General features: G+C 38.0%; 21 protein-coding genes and 1 other RNA gene. All 22 read right to left on the bottom strand.

Annotated elements, in window-relative coordinates; translation table 11 throughout:
- Positions 1-46: 46 nt before the first annotated feature.
- Complete coding sequence (gene truB, locus ACFINL_RS05370) at positions 47-1009, bottom strand: tRNA pseudouridine(55) synthase TruB (RefSeq protein WP_375611817.1); 963 nt, start codon at positions 1007-1009, stop codon at positions 47-49.
- Positions 1010-1013: 4 nt separating this feature from the next.
- The gene (rbfA, locus tag ACFINL_RS05365; protein WP_375611816.1) at positions 1014-1421 is read right to left on the bottom strand and encodes a 30S ribosome-binding factor RbfA; all 408 of its coding nucleotides are present in this window, start codon (positions 1419-1421) and stop codon (positions 1014-1016) included.
- 123 nt (positions 1422-1544) lie between these two features.
- Entirely contained in the window at positions 1545-4064 is a 2520-nt protein-coding gene (gene infB / locus ACFINL_RS05360) for a translation initiation factor IF-2 (protein WP_375611815.1), read from the bottom strand.
- Entirely contained in the window at positions 4061-4696 is a 636-nt protein-coding gene (locus tag ACFINL_RS05355; protein WP_375611814.1) for an RNA-binding protein, read from the bottom strand. The genes infB and ACFINL_RS05355 overlap by 4 nt, the downstream gene beginning before the upstream one ends.
- The gene (gene nusA, locus ACFINL_RS05350; protein ID WP_375650859.1) at positions 4697-6310 is read right to left on the bottom strand and encodes a transcription termination factor NusA; all 1614 of its coding nucleotides are present in this window, start codon (positions 6308-6310) and stop codon (positions 4697-4699) included.
- A gap of 47 nt (positions 6311-6357) precedes the next feature.
- Positions 6358-7008 carry a ribosome maturation factor RimP gene (rimP, locus tag ACFINL_RS05345; protein WP_375611870.1) on the bottom strand — a complete coding sequence of 217 codons (651 nt, stop codon included), beginning with the start codon at positions 7006-7008 and terminating at the stop codon, positions 6358-6360.
- A gap of 127 nt (positions 7009-7135) precedes the next feature.
- Positions 7136-7837: a tRNA (guanine(46)-N(7))-methyltransferase TrmB gene (locus ACFINL_RS05340; protein WP_375611812.1), complete on the bottom strand. Its 702-nt coding sequence runs from the start codon at positions 7835-7837 to the stop codon at positions 7136-7138.
- Positions 7834-9102 carry a methionine adenosyltransferase gene (gene metK / locus ACFINL_RS05335; RefSeq protein ID WP_375611811.1) on the bottom strand — a complete coding sequence of 423 codons (1269 nt, stop codon included), beginning with the start codon at positions 9100-9102 and terminating at the stop codon, positions 7834-7836. The genes ACFINL_RS05340 and metK overlap by 4 nt, the downstream gene beginning before the upstream one ends.
- Before the next feature lie 130 nt (positions 9103-9232).
- Positions 9233-9646 (bottom strand): helix-turn-helix domain-containing protein, encoded by a 414-nt coding sequence (locus ACFINL_RS05330; protein WP_375611810.1) that lies wholly within the window; start codon positions 9644-9646, stop codon positions 9233-9235.
- Positions 9647-9794: 148 nt separating this feature from the next.
- Positions 9795-11411 (bottom strand): apolipoprotein N-acyltransferase, encoded by a 1617-nt coding sequence (lnt, locus tag ACFINL_RS05325; RefSeq protein WP_375650856.1) that lies wholly within the window; start codon positions 11409-11411, stop codon positions 9795-9797.
- Complete coding sequence (locus ACFINL_RS05320) at positions 11392-12417, bottom strand: hemolysin family protein (RefSeq protein WP_375611808.1); 1026 nt, start codon at positions 12415-12417, stop codon at positions 11392-11394. The genes lnt and ACFINL_RS05320 overlap by 20 nt, the downstream gene beginning before the upstream one ends.
- A 109-nt stretch (positions 12418-12526) precedes the next feature.
- Positions 12527-12994 (bottom strand): rRNA maturation RNase YbeY, encoded by a 468-nt coding sequence (ybeY, locus tag ACFINL_RS05315; protein ID WP_375611807.1) that lies wholly within the window; start codon positions 12992-12994, stop codon positions 12527-12529.
- Positions 12991-14115 carry a PhoH family protein gene (locus ACFINL_RS05310; protein ID WP_375650931.1) on the bottom strand — a complete coding sequence of 375 codons (1125 nt, stop codon included), beginning with the start codon at positions 14113-14115 and terminating at the stop codon, positions 12991-12993. The genes ybeY and ACFINL_RS05310 overlap by 4 nt, the downstream gene beginning before the upstream one ends.
- A gap of 159 nt (positions 14116-14274) precedes the next feature.
- On the bottom strand, positions 14275-15651 hold the full coding sequence (gene miaB, locus ACFINL_RS05305; RefSeq protein ID WP_375621198.1) for a tRNA (N6-isopentenyl adenosine(37)-C2)-methylthiotransferase MiaB: 1377 nt from the start codon (positions 15649-15651) through the stop codon (positions 14275-14277).
- Between the two features lie 31 nt (positions 15652-15682).
- A complete protein-coding gene (gene rimI / locus ACFINL_RS05300; protein ID WP_375650852.1) occupies positions 15683-16174 on the bottom strand; it encodes a ribosomal protein S18-alanine N-acetyltransferase in 492 nt (163 codons plus the stop codon).
- The gene (gene tsaB / locus ACFINL_RS05295; RefSeq protein ID WP_375650849.1) at positions 16174-16860 is read right to left on the bottom strand and encodes a tRNA (adenosine(37)-N6)-threonylcarbamoyltransferase complex dimerization subunit type 1 TsaB; all 687 of its coding nucleotides are present in this window, start codon (positions 16858-16860) and stop codon (positions 16174-16176) included. Before tsaB ends, rimI begins: the two co-directional genes overlap by 1 nt.
- Before the next feature lie 735 nt (positions 16861-17595).
- A complete protein-coding gene (locus ACFINL_RS05290) occupies positions 17596-18624 on the bottom strand; it encodes a YeiH family protein (protein ID WP_375650845.1) in 1029 nt (342 codons plus the stop codon).
- Between the two features lie 69 nt (positions 18625-18693).
- Positions 18694-19299 carry a recombination mediator RecR gene (recR, locus tag ACFINL_RS05285; protein WP_375650842.1) on the bottom strand — a complete coding sequence of 202 codons (606 nt, stop codon included), beginning with the start codon at positions 19297-19299 and terminating at the stop codon, positions 18694-18696.
- A 30-nt stretch (positions 19300-19329) separates the two neighbouring features.
- Entirely contained in the window at positions 19330-19653 is a 324-nt protein-coding gene (locus tag ACFINL_RS05280; RefSeq protein ID WP_375650840.1) for a YbaB/EbfC family nucleoid-associated protein, read from the bottom strand.
- Positions 19654-19667: 14 nt separating this feature from the next.
- Positions 19668-21608 carry a DNA polymerase III subunit gamma/tau gene (locus ACFINL_RS05275; RefSeq protein ID WP_375650836.1) on the bottom strand — a complete coding sequence of 647 codons (1941 nt, stop codon included), beginning with the start codon at positions 21606-21608 and terminating at the stop codon, positions 19668-19670.
- 223 nt (positions 21609-21831) lie between these two features.
- Positions 21832-21929, bottom strand: an RNA gene (gene ffs / locus ACFINL_RS05270) — signal recognition particle sRNA small type.
- A 1583-nt stretch (positions 21930-23512) separates the two neighbouring features.
- Entirely contained in the window at positions 23513-23920 is a 408-nt protein-coding gene (locus ACFINL_RS05265) for a hypothetical protein (RefSeq protein ID WP_375610537.1), read from the bottom strand.
- Between the last annotated feature and the right edge of the window lie 5 nt (positions 23921-23925).

Raw genomic sequence — 23925 nt, 5'->3', positions numbered from 1 at the left:
TAGAGAAAAATATCTTTCCGCAAAAGGTGGTTGGGAAAAGAATCGATTAAATTGTGAAAATCCGCTTTGGTTTAAATAGACCTTTGTCGAGAGTGCCTATAGCAAGAAGTTGTTCCTTATAGAGGACACAAATTTCCTCTTCATCAAGAGGTGCTTTGTGATGATTCAAGAGGATAGAATGGCCTCTTATAATTCTCTGTGCTTGAGTTTCATTAAGGATATAGTGAGGGAGGCAATCCAATGCGGCGCTTGTGTCAATTAAGAGCCCATCGAGTGTTGAGAAGTTTTTTTCAAAAGAACGATTATTCTCATCTGTAGTGTTTTTATTTGGCGGAATGGCCGCTTTTAGTTCCTCCCATGTAATGAGATCTTCTTCATCAAAAGGTGCGACGGCAATACGTCTTAAATCAGCAATATGCCCATAGCAACCGAGATCACGTCCCATATCGCGTGCTAAAGAGCGCACATAAGTTCCTTTTCCGCAGGTTATTTCAAAGATAGAATGCTCTTTGGTAGGCATTTCTAATAACTTGAAAGTTTCTATTTCCACTTCACGGGGCGGAATGTCAACAACTTCCCCTTCACGCGCTAAATCATAGGCACGATTTCCAGCAATTTTGATTGCTGAAAATTGTGGAGGTGTTTGCAAAATAACACCTGTATATTGAGGAAGAAGAGCAAGTATTTCTTCTTGTGTTGGACGTATGAGAGAAGTTTTCGTTATTTCTCCTTCTAAATCATCTGTTGAGCGCTCTTGCCCCCAAGCAATATGAAAACGGTAAGTTTTTTTGCCTTGCATCACGTAAGGGACGGTTTTAGTTGCTTCGCCCAATGCAATGGGAAGGAGACCAGAAGCAAGAGGATCAAGTGTACCCGCATGTCCTGCCTTTTGAGCATGGAAGAGCCATTTGATTTGTGAGACAGCTTCTGTTGATTTCATTCCTTTTGGTTTATCAAATATGACCCAGCCAGAAACAGGACGCCCTTTTTTCTTGTGTTGCCGCGCCATATCTTTAATCCTCATCTGTATCACTATGGTGAAGATCGCGTGCAACCTCAGGCGAGCGAAGGAGGGCATCAATTTTTGAAAAATTATCAAAGCTATTATCAAGTCGGAAACGCAGTTCTGGCATATATTTCATTTGTCGCAACGCATGACTGATTTCTCCACGGAGAAAACGACTATGTTTATTGAGGGTATCAACAACATCGGTATGAGAAGCATTTTTAAGAGTACTGAGAGGTGATACAAAGCAAGTAGCAATTTTTAAATCTGGTGACATGCGTACTTCAGAGACAGAAATAACAATATCTTTCAAGACATCATCAAGCAAAATATCACGCTGTAATATATGCGCTATTGCATGACGTACTTGCTCTGCTACTCTAAGTTGCCGTTGTGATGGCCCTGCATTTTTCATCAAAGTTTTATCCCTGCTACAAGATCTCTTTTTTAATCATCAAGATAAGGAAAAAAGAGACATTGTTTATAAAATCCAATCACTTTAACTCTATCGTGAAATGAGGAAAGTTATTGGATTATTTTATAATGTGCGGTTAATATGTTCGATACGGAAGGTCTCAATGATGTCTCCTGCGCGCATGTCTTCATAATTTTCAAAGGCTATTCCACATTCTTGACCACTTTGCACTTCATTGACTTCATCCTTAAAGCGTTTGAGTGTTTTCAGCTTTCCTTCGTGAATAACGATATTATCGCGGATAAGGCGAACACCGGCTCCTCGTTCTATTTTACCTTCTGTAACACGACATCCTGCAACTTTTCCAATTTTTGTAATGTTAAAGACTTCTAGAATTTCAGCATTACCAAGGAAAGTTTCACGCTGTTCTGGTGAGAGTAATCCAGACATAGCAGCCTTGATATCGTCAACAAGATCATAAATGATGTTGTAATAACGAATTTCAATTCCTTGTGTTTTAGCAAAATCACGTGCCTGCTTATTGGCTCGAACATTAAAGCCAATTACAGCAGAGTTAGAAGCTTCTGCAAGAGAAATATCACTTTCGGTAATTCCTCCAGCACCAGAATGTACAATACGCGCACGAACCTCGTCATTTCCGAGTTTTTCCAATGCTGAAGCGATTGCTTCAATTGATCCTTGCACATCTCCTTTTATAATAAGAGAAAATTCCTTAACACCAGTCGTTTGCAATTTTGTCATCATCTGTTCAAGAGAACCACGCGAACCAGTTTGCCGCGCAACAGCTTTATCACGTGCTAATCGTTGCCGATATTCAGAAATTTCACGTGCTTTTGCTTCATGTGTGACAACAGCAAAACGGTCTCCGGCTTGTGGTGTTCCTTGCATGCCTAAAATTTCAATTGGTGTAGAGGGAACGGCCTCTTTGACATGGCGGCCATGGTCGTCAATCAAAGCACGTACACGACCCCATTCATTTCCAGCAACGATAATATCAGAAGGGTGTAATGTACCTTTTTGAACAAGAACTGTTGCAACAGACCCACGTCCGCGATCCAATTTGGCTTCAATGATAACGCCCTCTGCAGTTCGTTGAGGATCTGCTTTCAGATCAAGCATTTCAGCTTGAAGAAGGATAGCTTCGAGAAGTTTATCAAGATTTTGACCAGTTTTAGCAGAAACTTCAACGTCCAAAGTTTCTCCACCCATAGTTTCAACAAACACTTCATGTTGTAGAAGTTCTGTACGCACTTTTTGTGCATTCGCAGCTGGTTTATCAATTTTGTTGATAGCAACAATGATAGGTACACCAGCAGCTTTCGCATGATTGATTGATTCAATCGTTTGAGGCATAACACTATCATCAGCGGCTACAACGAGAACAGCAATATCAGTAACACGAGCTCCGCGTGCACGCATAGCGGTAAATGCAGCATGACCTGGTGTATCAATAAAGGTAATTTTTTGACCATTTTGTTCTACTTGATAGGCACCAATATGCTGCGTAATACCTCCTGCTTCGCCAGAAACAACATTTGCTTTACGAATAGCATCCAAAAGCGAAGTTTTTCCGTGGTCAACATGGCCCATAATGGTTACAACAGGGGCGCGCTGCTGCATGTTTTGAGGATTATCTGTTATATTAAAGATACCTTCTTCTACGTCAGATTCTAAAACACGTTTAACAGTATGGCCAAATTCAACAGCGATGAGTTCGGCAACATCTGCATCAATAACATCGCCAGGTTTCATCATTTGTCCTTGTTTCATCAAGAATTTAATCACATCAACAGAACGCTCAGTCATACGTTGTGCGAGCTCTTGAATAGTAATCGTTTCAGGAAGAACAACTTCGCGAGAAATTTTTTCTCTTGGTTCTTGATTTTGTGCACGCTTAAACTTTTCCTGTCTACGCCGCATTGCAGCCATTGAGCGCCCACGTGCGCTTCCTTCTTCATCCAGTGCACTATTCAGAGTTAACTTTCCGCGTCTCCGCTCATCAGCTCCTTTGACAACTTTGGGTACACGTATTTCTGATTTAGCAGGATTAGCACGTCGACTATGCCGTTCTTCCTCTTTATTGTCATCTATTTTGCGTTTTTCAACCACGGTTGTCTGTTTAGGGGCAATAGGAATATCTGTCTGTTCAATGAGAGGGGGAACAGGTGGAGTCTGTACTGGCGATATTTCTTCTTCTTGTTGGAGATGTATTTCTTTTTCTTTAATTTCTTGCTGTAAAATTTCTTCACGCTCTTTAGCGCGTCTTGCTTCTTCTTCGGCTTGTTCTCGCGTTATTTTTTCTTGGATATGTGCTTCTTCTAACGCGCGAAGTCTCGCTTCCATTTCAGTTGATGAAAGATTGCTTTTGGTCACAGATTCTTGAGGCTTTTTCCCCTCAAAACGCGGTTTAGAACGCTGGGGGGCCACATGCGGCTTTGTAATGGGCTGTAGGGTTTCAGCTTTTTCATCAGGTCGCGTAATTTTACGCCGTTTGGTTTCGACAACGACAGCCTTCGTACGGCCATGACTAAAATTTTGTTTAACCGTACTCGTTTCCAAGACAGACCTCTTGAGAGTTAGTGTCTTCTTGACGGTTGTTTTGTCGTTGTTATTTTCACTCATTGTACTTCCTTCACGGCTTGGGCCGTCATCTCACTAGACTTACTATGCTTGTCGTCACGATAGCTGATCAATTTACATGTTGTTTTGAGAAATCCTTCAGCAGCTTTTGTGTCCAGTAAGGCCGCGTGCATTACAGGATTAGAGCCAAAAGCCACTCGCATTTCATCACTTGTAAATAAAGATATGGTTTTTATAGTCCGATTTGTTTGTTGTTGTATTGAATGGATGGCCTGTGCAATTTTTCGTTTCCCATCTTCTGTTGTTTCTTTAGCATGAAGTACAAGAATAACTTTACCAGAGCGGATAGCAGCGTCAACCTTTGTTGCTCCCATAACAATTGCTCCCGCTTTTCGTGCCATGGAAAGGCTTGAAAGAGCGGCTTTTAGTAAAAGCGTATCAACAACATGCACAAGATTTGGTGCAACCTCAACATCTGTTTTAAAATTTCTATGAAAAGCTTTCTGTTTGATTGCTTTCTCAATAACAGCGTGATGGGCAGAAATCCAAACGCCACGCCCTGGTAAATTCGCTTTAAGATCAGGAACAATTTGGTTATTGGGACCAATAACAAAACGGATCAGCGTTTGTGCTGAAGCATTTTTTCGGGTCACAATGCAAGTCCGTTCGTTCATTTAAAGTGTATCCACATCCAAATCATCTGTTTTTTCATCTTCTACAGGACTTTCTGTAACAAGATCAGCTTGGTCTATCCAGCCTGCTTGTACACGTGCGGCTAAAACCATAGCTTCTGCATCTGCGCGTGTAATGTCAAAAGGGGTTAAAATACCAGAAAAATTCTGTGTTTGACCTTCTTTGCGTTCTCTCCAACCAGCTAAATCATCAACGGCATAGCCAGCAAAGTCTTCTATTGTTTTTACACCATCCTCACCTACAGCAACCAACATAGCACTTGTCATTCCAGGAAGTGTTCGCAATTCGTCAGAAACTCCGAGCTTTTTGCGTTTTTCATCAAGTTCTTTTTCTTGATGATCAAGATATTCGCGGGCACGACTTTGGATTTCAGCGGCGGTATCATGGTCAAAACCATCAATAGAAGCGATTTCTTCAAGATCAATATAGGCGATTTCTTCAATAGAAGAAAAACCCTCTGATGCCATAACCTGTCCGATCATTTCGTCAACCTCTAAGGCTTCCATAAACAATTTACTCCGTTCAGTAAATTCTTTTTGACGATTTTCAGATTCTTCCTTTTCTGTTAAAATATCAATGTTCCATCCTGTTAGTTGCGAAGCCAAGCGAACATTTTGCCCACGTCGTCCAATAGCAAGGCTAAGTTGATCATCTGGCACAATAACTTCAATCCGTTCAGCATCTTCATCAAGGATGATTTTAGAAACTTCAGCAGGTTGCAGTGCATTAACGACAAATGTTGCCGCATCAGGCGACCAAGGAATAATATCAATTTTTTCGCCTTGCAATTCAGCAACAACAGCTTGTACACGACTTCCTCGCATTCCAACGCACGCTCCAACAGGATCAATGGAACCATCACGTGAAACAACGGCGATTTTAGCCCGTGAACCTGGATCACGAGCAACAGATTTGATTTCTATAATACCATCATAAATTTCTGGTACTTCCATAGTGAAAAGTTTTACCATAAATTGGGGATGTGTGCGTGAAAGGAAAATTTGCGGACCACGCGTTTCACGGTGTACATCATTGACAAAAGCACGAATGCGATCTCCATAGCGGAATGATTCACGAGGAATTAATTCATCACGGCGAACAATAGCTTCACCGCGCCCTAGATCAACGATGACGTTACCATATTCCACACGCTTAACTGTACCAGAAATAATTTCACCAACTTTATTTTTGAATTCTTCATATTGCTGATCGCGCTCTGCATCGCGTACTTTTTGTACAATAACCTGTTTAGCAGATTGTGCTGCGATACGTCCAAAATCCATAGGAGGTAAAAGATCAGCAAAAAAATCACCAATTTTTGCTTCTGCTTGACGTTTGAGAGCATCAGACAAAGTAATTTCCGTTGTATAGTCTTCAACGACATCAACGATTTTAAGCAGGCGCTGTAATTTAATTTCACCTGTTTTAGAATTGATTTCAGCACGAATATTGGTTTCTTGACCATAACGAGAACGTGCTGCTTTTTGAATAGCATCAGCCATCGCAGAAATGACAATTTCACGGTCGATTGACTTTTCACGTGCAACAGCATCTGCAATTTGCAGAATCTCAAGCCTGTTAGCGCTTGTAGCCATCAATTTTCTCCTTCTTTGTGCCACACGATGGGTATTTCCCAGTGATATTATTTTTTGAAATTGAGCGTCTGTATAGAGTCGTTAGCGTTCTCTTCGGCAATGAATTGTTGACTTAAATCTTTATTTTGTTTCAATGCATCGCGAATAAGCTCATCGGTAAGCACTAAATGCGCATTTATGATATCACAAAAGGAAATAGGGGTATACATGGCTTCTCCATAAGCAGCTTTATCAGTGTTTAAAATAAATCCATCTTGCGTGATATTTGTAAGTGTCCCACGAAATTTTCGGCGCCCATCAATTGTTATTTTGGTTTCAATTTTTGCAAGATGCCCTTGCCAATGAAAAAAATCAGATTTTCTTACCAATGGACGATCAATTCCAGGTGATGAGATTTCTAAATGATATTTGCGTTCAATAACATTTTGTACATCAAGGAGGGGAGAAACTGTTCGACTAACAGTTTCACAATCTTCTATGGTCATAGAACCATCGGCACGTTCAACCATAATTTGAAGTGTTAAACCATTTTGACCAAGAAGTTTCACACGAACCAAACGAAAACCTAAAGGTTTAAGTAGTGGTATGACAAGAGCAGCAACCTGTGCTTCGATACCATCTTCTTCAAACAGGCGCGGTTCGTCAAGATTGCTTATTTTTTCAGCTTCGTTCATACATTTTATCCAAGTTGGTTTCATCAGTTTTATGATATTAAAAAAGAGCGGGTCCAACGGCCCACTCTTCATCATAAGACCAAGAATTTAACTATTGATACTCTTAAATTCAAAATTTTTCAAGTTGTTTATGAGAAAAGCGCTTGATCATTTATTTCTTGATAAAGGTAAGATAGGCAGGCGTTCGTCCTTCGCGTAAAGCTTTTGCTTCATAGCGGGTTCCGCTCCATAGTGGATAAGGGAGTTTCCAGTCTTGAGGGCTTTCTGCTTTCCATTCAAAGTGATCATGTTGTGCACAATGGTACAAAGTCCAGTTTACATAACTGTCTATATCGCTAGCAAAGCGCAAAAATTTCCCTATTTTAAGAACACGAGCAAAACGGTTAAGATTTTTTATGTTGATGAAGCGTCGTTTCCAGTGTTTCTTTTTCGGCCAAGGATCAGGATAGAAGAGGTCTATTCCATCAAGCGAGTTATCAGGGAGCCAATCAAGAAGGCGTGTAGCATCATCATTATAGAGGCGAAGACGATTTTGATGGTTTTGATGCTGTTCAAGAGACGATAATATTTTTGCCATGCCATTGATAAAGGGCTCGACGCCGATAAAACCGGTTTTTGGAAAATATTCCATTTCATGAAGTAAATGTTCACCTCCACCAAAACCGATTTCAAGTCGAATTTCTCTTACTTTGCTTGAAAATAAGGATGTAAGGTTTAAGGGAGGAGGGACATTTAAATCAATATTCAAACTGGGGAGAAGCATTTGTATACGTGTAAGCTGACTGTCTCGAAGTTGTTTTCCTTGTCGGCGTCCAAAAAATGCTTCACTCTTACGTATATTATGTTTAATCATGGGATTTGGATCATTGTTTGAAGCGTTTTCACGAGATCAGTTTTTTCCCATGAAAACGAACCATCGTGTTTTGGTTTACGACCAAAGTGACCATAGGCAGCTGTTTTCGCATAAATAGGTTTATTGAGGGCAAGATGTTTTCGAATGCCGGTAGGTGAAAGGTCCATTATTTTGCGGATGGCTTCTTCAATAACCTTTTCATCGACTTTTCCTGTTCCATGAAGATTAAGATAAATAGATAAAGGTTGTGCAATACCAATTGCATAGGAGAGTTGAATGGTGCATCTCTCTGCTAAATGAGCAGCAACAATATTCTTAGCCAGATAGCGTGCCGCATAGGCAGCAGAACGATCAACTTTTGTTGTATCTTTTCCTGAAAAAGCACCGCCTCCATGGGGTGCTGCACCTCCGTAAGTATCCACAATAATTTTGCGTCCCGTTAATCCGGCATCGCTTTGAGGGCCTCCAATGACAAATTTTCCTGTTGGGTTAATATACCAACTGCATTGAGCTGCAATGGGAATGTCATGTAAAGCTTGGCGAATGTAAGGTTCAACCACTGTACGTACTTTATTGGAATCCCAGCTTTCATCAAGGTGCTGCGTTGAAAGAACAATGGATGTGACCTCTATCGGTTTTCCATTTTTATAACGTATGGTTATTTGGCTTTTAGCATCTGGTCCTAATTTTCCAGTTTCTCCCTCTCCTTTATGACGAGCTGCGGCAAGAAGTTTGAGAATTTTATGCGCATAATAAATTGGCGCAGGCATGAGATCAGGTGTTTCACGGCAAGCATATCCAAACATGATACCTTGATCACCCGCTCCTTCTTCACCATGCCGATCCGTAGCATTATCAACCCCTCTTGCTATATCAGCTGATTGTGGGCGCAAAAGAACATCAATTTTAACAGTTTTCCAATGGAAGCCTGCTTGTTCATAGCCAATGGTACGAATAGCACGGCGCGCTGCTGTACGAAAACGTGTAGGATTAATGAGTGGAAAGCTAGTTTCATCATAGATGAATTCTTTATTTTTATCTTTTTTTAATAGCGTATCGGGAACACGTACTTCACCAGCGATAACAACACGGTTGACACTGACGAGAGTTTCACAGGCAACGCGTACTAACCATGGATCAGTACCAGTCTTTTCAGCTTCTTTATAGATCATATCAACAATTTCATCGGAAATACGATCACAAATTTTATCAGGATGTCCTTCCGATACCGATTCGCTCGTAAAAAGATAATCTTGATGCGGCATAGGAACTCCTTCAAAAAAGAAAACCAACGATTTAATCAATAGCTTACTAAAGTCGTCACCATTTGCTAATTCTACAGCAAATAGTCAATGCAAATGTATATGAATAAAAGAGAAAAGATATAATTTTAATTTATAACTTATTTGTCAAATCTTCCTCAGAAAGTGCTTTTGCCAAGTCAATAATTTTTCGACGCACTTTAGCATCAGATATATTTGTAAAAGCGCGCATGAGCTGAATCCCTTCGCTGCTAGAACAAAAGTCTATAAAATTGTGTTCACTTTCAGCAAAACCCTCTACTTGTTGGGAGGTAATACCTTTATCAAAAAAGTAAGAAACAGGAACATCCATAATTTCCGCTATCGCTTGAAGACGGCTGGCACCAATACGGTTTGTTCCTTTTTCATATTTTTGGATTTGCTGAAAAGTAATTCCTAATTTTTCACCTAGTTTCTCTTGAGTGAGTCCTAAAATATTACGACGTAAACGGATACGAGTTCCAACATAGATATCTATAGGGTCAGGTTTTTTTCTAGTTTCGGTCATAATGCAACTCTTTATTTCCAGCATTTTTCTTCTAAACCAACATCATATTTATGCGCAGTTGATTTATCATATAATTAAAACAATATGTAATATTTTTTCCCAATATCACTGGTACACGCAACACAATACCGTACAAAGGGCACTTGAATCATTTAAGCTGTTTTGTAAAACCAAAACCAATACGACACAATAGCATAAGGATGAATAAGATAAAAGTAGAGAAAGTTCTGTATTCATTGCTTCCTATAGGGGTAATGGATGATGGAACTTGTGAATCAATAATGCCCACAGCATTTTGTCGAAGAGCTACAACGATTCGTCCATAAGAATCAATAACAGCTGATATGCCATTATTGGCCGCCCGTATGAGGGGGATTCCCAGTTCAACGGCACGAAGCTGTGCTTGTTGAAGATGTTGATAGGGTCCAGGTGTTACACCAAACCATGCATCATTTGTAATATTAATAATTGCTTGAGGCGGGGAGCCTTTGAAAGTCATTTCATGGGGAAATATTGCTTCATAACAAATCAAGGGTAGATAAGAAAATCCGTTTGGCATTGTAACAATTTTGCGCACACTTGCAGCACTATATCCACCAATATTATCAGCAAGGGTACGCAATCCAATTTTTTTCAATAAATGCTGATAAGGAAGATACTCACCAAAAGGAACCAAATGAAGTTTATCGGAAGTATTTAAAATATTACCTTGAGCATTAATGACTGCAATTGTATTAAAATATCGTGTTTGGGAATGAGGTAGATCATTGCTGGCGCGTATTGCTCCAACAATAGCCCATTGTTTAGGTTTTAAAAGAGAGGCAATGCGCATTGTGATAGATGAATTATCATAGAGAAGGTAAGGAACGGAAGCTTCAGGCCATACGATAAAATCGGGTTCTGAATTTTGATCGGTTGTTGGCGTTGCACTTAGCTTCATATGCGCTTCCAACATAGATTCTCGTGTATTATCACGCAATTTTATATTTTGTTGGATGGACGGTTGAACAATGCGCACCCAATAAGCACTTTTTTGATCTTCAGTTGTGTTTTCTATAGTATGAAGACGATAAAACCCAAAACCACAGTGAATGAATATAAGTGATAAGCAAAGAGAAAGTGCCACTTTCTTTTTTTCATCCGTTAATAAAACAGTTGGCAAACTGTAGGCTAAGACAGCAAGAATATTCATTCCGTAAAGTCCTACGATTGCATCAGATTGCATGAACATTGGGGTTGGCATGGCTGTATAGCCAAGAGAATTCCATGGAAATCCTGTGAATAAAAACGCACGCAACCACTCGGATAATCCTAATGCAAAGGCTAAAACAAAAAAGCGTGCTATTCCTTTTGTCCATAATAAACCGACAATGAAACCAGAAAAAAACCAATAAAGAGAAAGGTAGAGTGGAGGGAATAAAATGGCTAATGGGACTGCCCAACCAAAAGAATCTGGATCTGTTAACAAAGCATTGCATAGCCACCAAAGGCCGCAAATAAAATAACTAAAACCAAAGGTTCCACAGCTTAAAGCGTAAGTAAAAAAATGTTTTTTATTGTTTTTGGTGGCCCGTATTGAGTCAAGTAAAACAATAAAGAGAGGGAAAGTTAAAAAGCAAAGAGGTGTTAAATAAAAGGGTGGAAGTGCAAAAGAAGTAAGAGCACCACACAGAAATATCCATGCTTGGCGCTTCCAGCCTGTAACAGAGAACAAAAAAACGATGAAATTGCTTAAAAATGCTGGACTATTCTTTAGGGATGGCATTGTTCTCAAGATTCTCATTTTTGGGAATGCGAAAAATGCGCAATCGTTTAATCCGGCGTTTATCAGCTTCTAAAATACGAAATCTATAACCAGGTACAGCTTCGACAATTTCACCTTTAGCAGGAATGCGATCAAGAATTGAGACGATCAAACCACCAATAGTATCAACTTCATCACCATATTCCCCTACGATAAAATCAGGACCAAGAGCTTTCTCCACATCTTCTAGTTCAGTTCTTGCATCAACGAGCCATTTATTATTTGGTTCACGTACGATAGCATTGTCGACATTATCATGTTCATCTTCGATATCCCCAACGACTAACTCAACAATATCTTCCATTGAAACGAGACCATCTGTTCCTCCATGTTCATCAATAACTAAAGCCATTTGAGTTCGTGTAGTTTGCATCCGTGTTAATAATTTGCTTGCAAGCATAGAACTGGGAACAAAGAGAACTGTTCGGATCAAATCCAATTCACCGATTGGAGTATGCAAGTCTGTATGGTTTAATTGAAGCAAATCGGATTTTTGTTCGGTTTTTGTTGGGTTGATAATAAAGCGAGTGATGTAGTTAAGAATATCGCGGATATGGATCATGCCGCGCGGATCATCTAAAGTTTCAGCATAAACGGGGATACGAGAATGACCAATTTTTGCAAAACATTTAAGGGTTTCTCCAAGAGAGGTGTTTATTTCTAATGCTTCGATTTCAGAACGAGGTATCATAACATCATCCACGCGTGCTTCACGTAAGCGTAAAATGTTATGCAGCATAGTACGTTCTTCAGGTGAGAAGAGGGCGGCATCTTTTTCATTGTTAGTCGTGAGTGCAACGGTAAGATCATCGCGCAGTGACGTAGATGCACAATTTCGACCCCGTAAGAATGAAAACAAATGATTCATCAGGGAATATTTTTCTGTATGATTCGTCTGCTGAGAGGGGTCTTTTTCATTATTAGAAGATGCTTGATTATTATTTTGTGCATTTATTTTGTTTGCCATGGTTTTGAAATCTTCTAGACTTTCTTTTTTATAATAGATAAATAAGAGGCTTTAAATGGTATGCTGGTAATATTGATTTTAAAAGTTAAATTTTATCATTGATAGACAATTATGCGTAAGGATCTTTTATGGAAAGCTTTTGAAGAATTTCTCTTTCGAGCTTTTCCATTTTATATGCTTCATCATCAGTTTCATGGTCATAACCAAGCAGATGCAAGATACCATGAACAATCATATGTGTTAAATGGTCTTGAAATGTTTTTCCTTCTTTCTCTGCTTCGAAAACAACAGTTTCTCGGGCAATAATAATATCACCGAGTATGGGACCAGGTCGATTTCCAGCTTTAAGTGGAAAAGCAGGAAAGGATAATACATTAGTAGATTTGTTTTTGTTGCGCCATTGTGCATTGATTTGTGCCATATGTTCATCATCCGTAAAAAGCAGGCTAATCTCGCTTACAACATTTGCCAATGAAACATGATGCATAGTTGCCATTAATGCTTTTTCAGTGATATTATAAAGCATTTTCTCATCATTCCACCCTGCGCTTTTAATCATTATATCAATAATAATCATGATGAATCAAATTCATTTTTTAATGCATCGCATGCGAATGATTTTTTTTTATTTTGTATTTCGGAATCACGATCATAAGCACGAACGATAGCAGCAACAAGTGGGTGGCGTACAACATCTTTTTCATCAAAATGCACAATTGCAATATTTTCTACATTTGAAAGAATGCGAATTGCTTCAATGAGACCTGATTTTTGCCCTGTAGGCAAATCAATTTGGCTTACGTCACCGGTAACAATCATACGTGTTCCTTCTCCAAGACGTGTGAGGAACATTTTCATTTGCATGGGCGTAGTATTTTGTGCCTCATCAAGAATAACAGCAGCATGGGCAAGTGTTCGTCCGCGCATAAAGGCGAGAGGAGCAATTTCTATGACACCAGAGGCTAAAATGCGTTCTATTTTTTCAGCGGGCATCATATCATAAAGAGCATCATAAAGTGGTCGTAAATATGGGTCGACTTTTTCTTTGAGATCACCGGGAAGAAAACCAAGATGTTCTCCAGCTTCAACAGCCGGACGTGAGAGAATAATTCGCTCAATGATACCACGTTCTAGAAGCATTGCAGCATGAGCAACAGCAAGATACGTTTTTCCTGTTCCTGCTGGTCCTACACCAAACACAAGTTCAGTATGCTCCATAGCACTTATGTAAGCGTCTTGTGTTGGAGTTCTTGCATGAATTATTTTTTTATGGGTACTCAACCGAGCTGGTATACGGTTCGTTGCAGATTTGTGTGTTATTGTGTCTTCTTTCTGCTTCTTTGGTATATTTGCCATAGCAATCGCTCCTTTTATATCTGATAAAGTGAGCTCTTGATGTGTTTTGGCACGTTCATAAAGCTGCTGCAATACATATTGCGCATGTTTTATAACAGAAATATTTCCACGGATTAAGACTTCATTACCACGCGGATGAATACTAAGTTCGAGTTTTTTTTCGATATAAGCGAGATTTTCGTCAAATTTACCAAAAACTGCTTTTGCATATTTATTATTTTCGAAAATCAAAACAACTTGGCTCACATCTGAAGCGCTTGTTTGTTTCAAGGTATCAGCCTTTTCAAGGGACGTATTTACTTTTTCTTTAATACGCTTTATTTTTTCGGTTGAAGCTTTCAGCCTATTCTCCATATCTACATAAATATTGCACATTTTGTTAAGTAAACTTTATAAAAGACAATTTTTACAAAAAGTGCACGCTTTAGATGTAATCATTTGCTTTTAAAATAAAAGAGTTTTCCAAAATATTTATTTTTGAACAAGGTATTAGAGGCATGTTTATCTATTTGTCACTTCACCAACAAAACTGTTTGAGCTTGCGTTTTTAATATGAATTTCTATCACGCTACCTGTAGAGGCTTCTGTATCGACAACAACAGGTAAAAGCCAAGGGGAACGCCCTACCATTTGCCCTGAGTGACGTCCAGGTTTTTCGATGAGAACGTTCGTTTTTTGATCAATTTTAGAACGCAAAAACGCATTTTGTTGCTCAAGGAGAAGGGCTTGTAAATGTTGAAGTCGGGCATCTTTTACAGATTCATCAACATGATTTTTCATTGTGGCTCCCACTGTTCCAGGACGGGGGGAATATTTAAAAGAATAAGCTGAACTGTACTGTACTTGTTGAATAAGTTTAATGGTTTCTTCAAAGTCTTCATCTGTTTCTCCTGGAAACCCTACAATAAAATCGCCTGAAAAGGCAATATCTGGCCGTACGGTTCGAATTTTTTCGATAAGATGAAGATAATGAGAGCTTTTGTGTTGTCGGTTCATGGCTTTTAAGATGCGATCTGAACCTGATTGAACAGGAAGATGGAGGTAAGGCATTAACATATCAAGATCTCGATGCGCGGCAATAAGGCTATCATCCATATCACGTGGGTGGCTGGTTGTGTAACGCAAACGCTTTAAACCATCGAGTTTTGCGAGATGATAAAGAAGATCGCCAAGACGCCAAGTTTTGCCATCAGCACTTTGTCCATGCCAACCATTGACATTTTGTCCAAGCAGCGTAATTTCTTTGACACCCGCTTCGATGAGTTGAAGGGCTTCCTCGGTAATTTGCTCAACGGATCGTGATATTTCAGCACCGCGTGTGTAAGGAACAACACAAAAAGTGCAAAATTTATCGCAACCTTCCTGTACTGTTAAAAATGCGCTAACACCTCGTTTTCTTACTGCATGTTTATTATGGGGCGGCAAATGAGCAAATTTATCTTCAACAGCATAGTCTGTTTCGATAATTTTTTTCCCTTGTTTGGCTTTTTCTAACAATTCTGGCAAGCGATGATACATTTGCGGACCAATAACAAGATCCACTGTTGGAGCACGGCGCAAGATTTCACTTCCCTCAGCTTGTGCAACACAACCTGTTACACCAACCATCAGGGGTTTATCAGGTGTGCGCTCTTGACGCATAACGCGCAAACGACCAAGATCAGAATAAAGTTTTTCTGCTGCTTTTTCACGAATATGACAGGTATTAACAAGAATAAGATCGGCATCATTGGGAATTTGTGTTGTCACATAGCCTTGCGAACTGAGGCTATCAGTCATCCGTTGGCTATCATAAACGTTCATTTGACATCCATAGGTTTTGATAAAAACCTTTTTAGGAGCAACAGGAGGCGTATTTTTAGGATTTACTTTATTCATAGTGCTTGTCTAAATGTTTTTTACACAAATCTCAATCTATTTGCTTAAAAGTTTTTTGCATGATAATTGCATCACCACGACCATTTTTTGACGCGTAATAGGCAAGACGTTCAGAAATTTTTTGAAATTCAAAGCGTTGATAAAGGTTCAAAGCAGAAAGATTTGTGGCTTCTACTTCCAAGAATAATTTTATGGCGCCCTTGTCGTGAAGATAGTGAACTGTACGATCGATAAGAAAGGTACCAATTCCTTTTTGACGATAATGAGGATGAACAGCAATTGTGATGATTTCTGCTTCATCAAGGATGAGACGGCATAGGCAAAAGCCTAAAATTTGATCAGAGTGATCAATGAGAAAAGCTTTGTATCCGAAGATAGAGTGATCTGTTAAGAAATTATCAAAAGCTTGTTTTTCCCAAGAAGGGGTAAAACAATGCTGATGAATTTGATGAAGAGAAGCACTATCATTAACTTGTAGCGGAGCAATTCCAAAATTCTTTTTTGTCAATGAAAATTTGGGCATTATTTTTTTTGTGGTAAAGCAAAATTGGTTTGTTGTTTTGCATCAGCGCTGCGTAGATAGAGTGGGCGAGGTGAATTTTTTGATTGTTTGTTTGCAGCAAGATAAGCATAGTTTACAATATCGGCCGCTTCGCAGGGGATTTTTTCTAGGACAATTTTTTCGTGTATTTTATGGTTTTTAATATGCTCCACAACGATATCAGCAGCTGGGCCAGTCAGTCGGGTTTTTTTGGGCAAATCTTCGAGGATATTTTCAATTGTTTTTAATCCCGGCGCTCCCAAAGGTGTGAGATCATTATGAAAATTTTGATGGTAGAACATCCCTCTCCCTGCTTCAATGACAACAGTAATTGCCGATGCTGTACTTTTATTGTTTATGACTTGTGCTGCTAACGCTTCAAGAGCACTCACTCCAACAGCAGGTATTTCAAGTGCTAATGCCAAAGCGCGCGCTGTTGCAACACCGACACGTACACCAGTAAATGATCCAGGTCCAATATTGACAGCAATATGCTCAACTTGATCAAGCGTCATATTGGCTTGTTTCATTATTTGTGTAATCTGCCCAATAAGTTTTTCAGCATGTCCTTTGTTCATGCGCTCATTGATACGCGCAATAACAGATTTATGACGAATAAGCGCAACAGCACAATAAATTGAAGCAGTATCTATAGCAAGGATAAGCATAAAAATATTTTAGTTGAATAAAATGATAAATAAAAGTCCTGCTGTATTTTTAATCTTTTCATTATCGTATATTTCATTTGTAAGAAAGTTACTAGTGCCAATAAGCAACAATATCTTTTTATGGGATAGAACGAGATGTTGATTTAATCCTTATTTTTATCACTTTTTGAATGAGTATCTTGAGTATTGTAAGATTCTCTTATTTTAAATCTACTTATGGTGAAACAATTAAAGTTATTAGCTTGTATATTACAAGCGGAGTTAGCGTATGAATCAAAACTGTTGAAGAAAAGAATAAAAACTCCTTTCACGAATCGTTTAAATATAAGGATTGTCACAACTTTTAAGCTATCAAATAGTACGATGATGCCACTTGTATTACATAGTAAGTAAAAGTAATTTAAAAGAGTAAAAGTTATGACCCCACATTTTTTCCAAATAAGAATATATTTTATCCGTCTTTATATAAAAACCTCAGCGTAATGAGAGCAGATGAAAGAAATGGCATTGTTTTGCATGAGTTATGTATTTCGATACTACCCCGTTGCAAATCATTATGGACTGAAAAGCAAATTTGACAGTTTTCACTTAAATATCAGCTCTTTCAATTTTTTGTATAGAATAATGAGCAGTATTTTAGAACTTTTTCTGGTTTATGAAAGAACTGATTTTAATAATAAGGAGGACTTTGGGTTGATTGCATACTACGTTGAAAAAATAATAATCAATGCACATTTAAAATGTTATATGATTTAAATCATTCAGTTGTATCATGATCAGGCTACAAATACCGAGAATAATTATGGAGCAGGTTGAAGCCAAAATGACGCGCCATCCTGCTTTTTTTAGTGATCGGATATCAACACCTAATCCTAGTGCAGCCATTGAGATAACAGTAAACAACTGGGCAATAAATTTGATGGAATTGATAGCCTTTTCAGGGATAAGACCACTTGAGCGAACAAGCATCATGATAATAAAGCCAATGATAAACCATGGGACGAGGGTATGTAAACGCAAGCGTGTTTGTGCTGATCGGCGATAAATGATTGATAGAGTAAAAATAACAGGGCCTAACATGAGAACCCGTACTAATTTGACAATTGTTGCAATTTGAACACTCAGAAAAGAGACAGATGCTGTTGCTGCTAAAACCTGTGGTACAGCATAAACAACCATGCCAGCAAGCACACCATATTGGCTAAATGACAAATTCAGAGATGGATGTAAAAAGGGTAAAAATAAAATAATAAGAATTCCTAAAAGAGCAGTGAAGGCAATTGATGCGGCTACATCGTCATGTTTTGCTTTTATGACAGGTGCAACGGCAACAATAGCTGAATTGCCACAAATAGCATTCCCACAAGCGACCAGCATTGCCAAATGTGTAGAAAGCCCGAAAAGTCGGCCGATGGCAAAGCTCAGGATAATCGTTACGAATATCACGAATATGATACTAGCAAGCAAATTCCAGCCAGCTGAAAGGACTGCGTTAATGCTAATACTTGCTCCTAGAAGAACGATAGCAATTTCGAGAAGTGTTTTTGCACAAAAGGTGATACCTTTTTGAAAATATGTTGGCAAAGGAAAACAACTACGGATAATCGATCCTAAAAGAATTGCCAAAACAAGGCTTTCAAGCCATGATTGTCCAAAAAGCTGTTTTTCTAGGACTTCTAAGCCATAAGCTAAGGCTGATATGAGTAAACATACTAGAATACCAGGACAAAAGTCGTTTAAAAGTGAGAGTTTTTTCTTTATCACTTGAATATTTTCCCTATACAAAGAAATAATAGTAAATAAAACGAGATAACAGGTAAGAGAAAGAAATTTTTAAAGATTTGTTCTTGCTTGTACAGCTGCTGCTAAAGTTCCATCATCAAGATAATCAAGCTCGCCTCCTACAGGAACACCATGAGCAAGTCGCGTAATTTTAACTGGAAAATTAGAAAGCTGATCGGTGATATAGTGAGCAGTTGTTTGACCTTCGACAGTCGCATTGACAGCAAGAATAATTTCCGTAATAGGGTTTTGTACAACACGCTGTATTAAGGTGGCAATGTTGAGTTCGTCAGGACCTATTCCATCTAAGGGGGAGAGTCGTCCACCCAACACATGGTAACGTGCGGCTAAAGTTTTTGCGCGTTCAAGAGCCCACAGATCAGCAATATCCTCAACAACGATGATTGTTGTATCATCGCGGCGCAAATCTGTACAAATTGAACAAGGATCAATGGTATCGACATTTCCACAAACAGAACAAATGCCAACTTTTTCTATAGCTGCTTGTATAGCTGCTCCCAAAGGCTCCAGCAATGTCTCTTTTTTTTTGATAAGATGAAGCGCAGCACGACGTGCTGAACGTGGACCAAGACCTGGTAACCGTGATAAAATCTGAATGAGACGTTCAATCTCAGGTCCTGCAATGTATTTAGGCATATTTTTGTCCCACGGAAAAAATCCGTTTCATTAAAATGGAAGCGTGAAACCTGATGGGAGTGGTAGCCCTGCCGTCATACTTTTGGTTTTTTCTTCTATTGCGACTTCGATTTTTGTTCTTGCTTCATTATAAGCTGCCATAATGAGATCTTCAAGAATTTCAGCTTCCTCAGGTTTGAGTAATGAAGGATCAATTTGAATTGCTGTTATAATATTTTTGCCATTTAAAGTGATATTGACGAGACCACCCCCTGCGGTGCCCACAGCTTGCAGATTAGCTATTTCCTCCTGAATCTTCTGCATTTTTTCTTGCATTTCTTTGGCTTTTTTCATCATGCTCATCATTTCACGCATAGGAATAGGTATCCTTATTCATCATTGATATCATTTTTATTTTTAAAAATATCAGCATTTTTAAAGGTATTGGAGAGTAAATCAAGATCATTTTCTTCTTTATTGAGTCGAATATCGACAATTTTTGCTTCTGGGAAATGATTGAGGATTTTCGCGATATCAGGATCTGTTTCTGCATTGGAAAAAAGAGTCTTTTGAATCGCTATACTTTCCTCCTGTAAGGTTGGGCCACCTCCTTCATTAACAAAAGTTATTGTCCAGCGTTTTTCTGTCCATTGAGATATCTTTTTTTCTATATCATGAGCAAGAAATTGTGGGGTATTTTCAGAAAGTCTCAAGGTAATATGCCCAGCTTCAAAAGAAACAGGATGAACAAATTCTTTAACAAGGAGTTTGAAAGGAACGTCATTATGCTGTTCGGCTAATTGAACAATATCGTGCAAAGAATTAATCACGAGAGTTTTAGGTTCAGTAATCTTTTCTGTTTTTTGCATGACAGAATGCGATAAATTTGCAATCTTTTCAGAAAGATCAGTAGATTGAGAAGTTTCTAGAATTTCTGTTACTTCTTGGGCGCTGATTTTGTCATGGTTTTGATTTTTAACTAAATTTTCTGGTTGTAAGGAATGATCTAATTGGTTTTTCAAAGATGTTTTTAAATCTGATTGATCGGCTAATATATTTGAAATGCTCGAGGAAGCATGGGCTCCGACCATTGTTTCTTTTGTTATATTATTTGCATTTGTAGATTCTTGATGAGAAGAGTTTTTAACCAGTGTGAGAGGCGTTTTTTCTTGCGTAAGCTTTTTTAAAGCCTCATCAAGAGTTGGTAAGTCAGCCGTGTGAGCAAGACGAATTAAAAGCATTTCAGCGGCTTGAAGAGGACGTGCAGTTTGATTAACTTCCTGTAAACCTTTGAGTAACATTTGCCAGTTTCGGGATAAAACAGGAACGGAAAGTTTTTTTGAAAAGTCTAAACTTCTTAAACGTTGTTCTTCAGTCAGAGAAAAATCTTCCACTATTTCTGGTGTAAAACGTAAACGTGTGACCAGATGATTAAAATCGGCTAGTTCTGTCAATATAGTAAGAGGATCAGCACCTGCTTCATACTGACTGCGTAATTCATGTAACGCATTGACAACATCGCCCTTCATGATAAATTCAAAAAGATCAATAATACGTGCTTGATCCGCTAATCCCAACATTGTACGCACCGCAATAGCATTAACATTGCCATTGCTATGGGCGATTGCTTGATCAAAAATGGATAATGCATCACGTGCAGATCCTTCTGCAGCACGGGCAATCATAGAGAGTGCTTGATCTTCTACTTCTACCTTTTCAGATTTCGCAATTTGACGCAAATGTGCACTCAAAGCTTTTGAGTCAATACGTCGTAAATCAAAACGTTGGCAACGCGAAAGAATTGTAATAGGAACTTTGCGAATTTCTGTTGTGGCAAAAATAAATTTCACATGGGAAGGTGGTTCTTCAAGAGTTTTCAATAAACCATTAAAGGCTTGTGTTGAGAGCATATGTACTTCATCGATAATATAAACCTTATAGCGTGCAGAAACAGGACGATAGCGTATTTGTTCAATAATTTCACGAATATCATCAATGCCCGTATGAGAAGCGGCATCCATTTCTATAACATCAATATGGCGTCCTTCGATAATTTGTGTGCAATGTTCACCAAGAGAGTCCAATACAGTTGTTGGTTGGTCAATATCTTTTGTTTTATAATTAAGTGCACGTGCCAAAATACGTGCTGTTGTGGTTTTACCTACGCCACGAATCCCTGTTAACATCCACGCTTGTGCAATACGACCTTTTTCAAAGGCGTTGGTAAGAGTACGCACCATAGCTTCCTGACCAATGAGGTCAGAGAAGTTTTGGGGTCGATATTTACGAGCAAGAACACGATAGGCTGTTTCTACCGGTAAATTTTCCATGAATATTTCCAACTTCGAAGTTCTTTATGCGTACATTTTGATAATACAAAAGCATAGATCAATACTGTAGTCTCATATAAAAGGATTTTTTCTTAATCAAATTATTTATGGGACAATTTGTTTAAAAATAATAAAACCCCTTTATTTGCTGCATACAAATGCCGCTCTGAAGATTAAAAATACCTCGCTAAAAGACAGCATAAAAAATAATTTCTTCAGCAAAATAGGAGGTTGGAACGATGACCCGTACCAGAACTCGTTGGGGCTGCTTCTTTCCAGACCTGACCCAGTTGGCGAGTAGTTCGTCCACCACCAACCTCCCGAGTTCATATTGTCGATTTGGAATGAAAAATCAAGCTCAGAAACGAAAAATATCCTAAGAACGATGAAGAATTTTCCTTTGCGTTTAATTTATTGACATATAAACAACAAAGAGATTGTGGATTTATTAGTTTTTATAGCAGTAGCTCTGCATATTTATTTGGTATGAAAATATCTTTTCGCTTAAGATAGTCTGAATGTATAATTATTCTCATTCGCTGAAACATATAAGAGTTTTAGGATAGACACGTCTGTTCTAAAACTACGAAATTGAATCATCAAAAATTTACAACAGTTAAAGAAGAAAATAAAGCAGATAGATCATGTAATTGGCTAACATTCGAAAGTCAGGGGGAAGAGTGCTATTTAAATAATTATAAAATATTGCTTTAATGGTGTTTCTCATCTCACACAAAACAGAACATCCCAAACAGAATACATTTAATGTTGTACATTCACAGGCTTTTTAAAGAGCGATTGCTCAATACTCTTAACTATATTTCAAACTCTACTCGTAAATAGTATACATACTCTCCTTGAGATATAAGTCCATTGTGCACTATCTTTTTTATGCTTAATAAAAGTATAAATTTTAGCCCTCATACTACTTAACAACTCCCAATGTTGCGATCCCTTGCACTTGAGAGGCTTTATAAGAAGCATTTTTATTCCTTTTTTAATCGTTTTTACTCACACATCACTCCCATTTGTAACTTTCAAGGAAACGATTTTAATTGATTCAATATGAGATTTAAGATGGGAGATCTTACTTTATTTGTGGTTGTAATTCAGTATAAAAAATCGAACTCTTATAATGATAAGTCAATATATTAAATATCTTATAAGAGAACCACCTCATTTCTATAGTGAATGAGAATATCAAATATGTAATATTTTTTCTTTTAACGTATATAAATACTGAGTAGATGTTATCGCTCTTTTTTTGCGTACTTGTTCTTTTAATTAAAAAACATTGATGTTTATCACAAGATGGATCAATATATGAATTTTTATTATTGAGAAAAGGTTTCATATATTTTTAAGAGACTGTACTTATGCAAGAGAAGATGCAACATTAAACGCTATAGAAATAAGGGGGTACTGATTTTATAAGCATAAAAATGGTTCTTATTCGATATAAGCGACATTTTATAGTTTCAAATAATTATATCCTTTAATAAGGAGGGAAGAGCGAGATGATTTTTTACAAAAGCTGAATGAGTATGATTTAAAATGCAGCGAGGAATGCATCTGTAGAGCAAATTTTACTTTTCTGTTTATCTAAGTGATTTGGGTACGATGTGCTTTATAGTACTTAAAATAAAGCAGTTGCAAAGATAGAAGTTATATTCTTATTAAAAAATAGCTCTGATAGTAGAAAATACAGAACAATTTAATTTTAGTCATTTAGTTTTCGCAAAAGTTCTTTAATATCTAACCTTATAAGCAGCTTAAGGGTTGCCATATTAGGATAAAAATAACCTTTTCAGCGATTAGTTTTAATGGCTCATTATGCCCTATTTTGAAAAAAATACCTGAAAAAAGAATAACTCTACTCAAATTTAGATGTTATAGAAATATTGTTAATCATAACCTCCTGTGTCACAATCTGTTCCAACAACTTTTTTGTTCGTAATATTTTTAAAAATATAATGTCCTGACCAAGGAAAACTTATATGAAGAGATTTTATATTTTTTAGGGTAAAGATTTTCTTTTCTTTATCATGGGTTATTTTCTTTTCATCATCAACAAAAATTCTCAATTTGTTTAAATCAGAAGGGGCAGAGTATGATAAAGTAAAGGATACTTTCTTCGGTTTAAAGGTATTACAAGAGTATTCAACTCCTTGCTGGAATGTATAGGATGGTGTGATCACAACACTTTCATCCCGCGCAAAATTCCATTTTTTTTCACCAAAGCCAGCAAATGCAACACTAGAGTAGGCGAGAATATTTGCGGCTAATAATCCTCGCGTGAAGATTTTTTTCATTATCC

Source organism: Bartonella sp. AA78NXGY (assembly GCF_042197005.1).
Classification (GTDB): Bacteria; Pseudomonadota; Alphaproteobacteria; order Rhizobiales; family Rhizobiaceae; genus Bartonella.
This window is presented reverse-complemented; position numbering and strand designations above follow the sequence as displayed.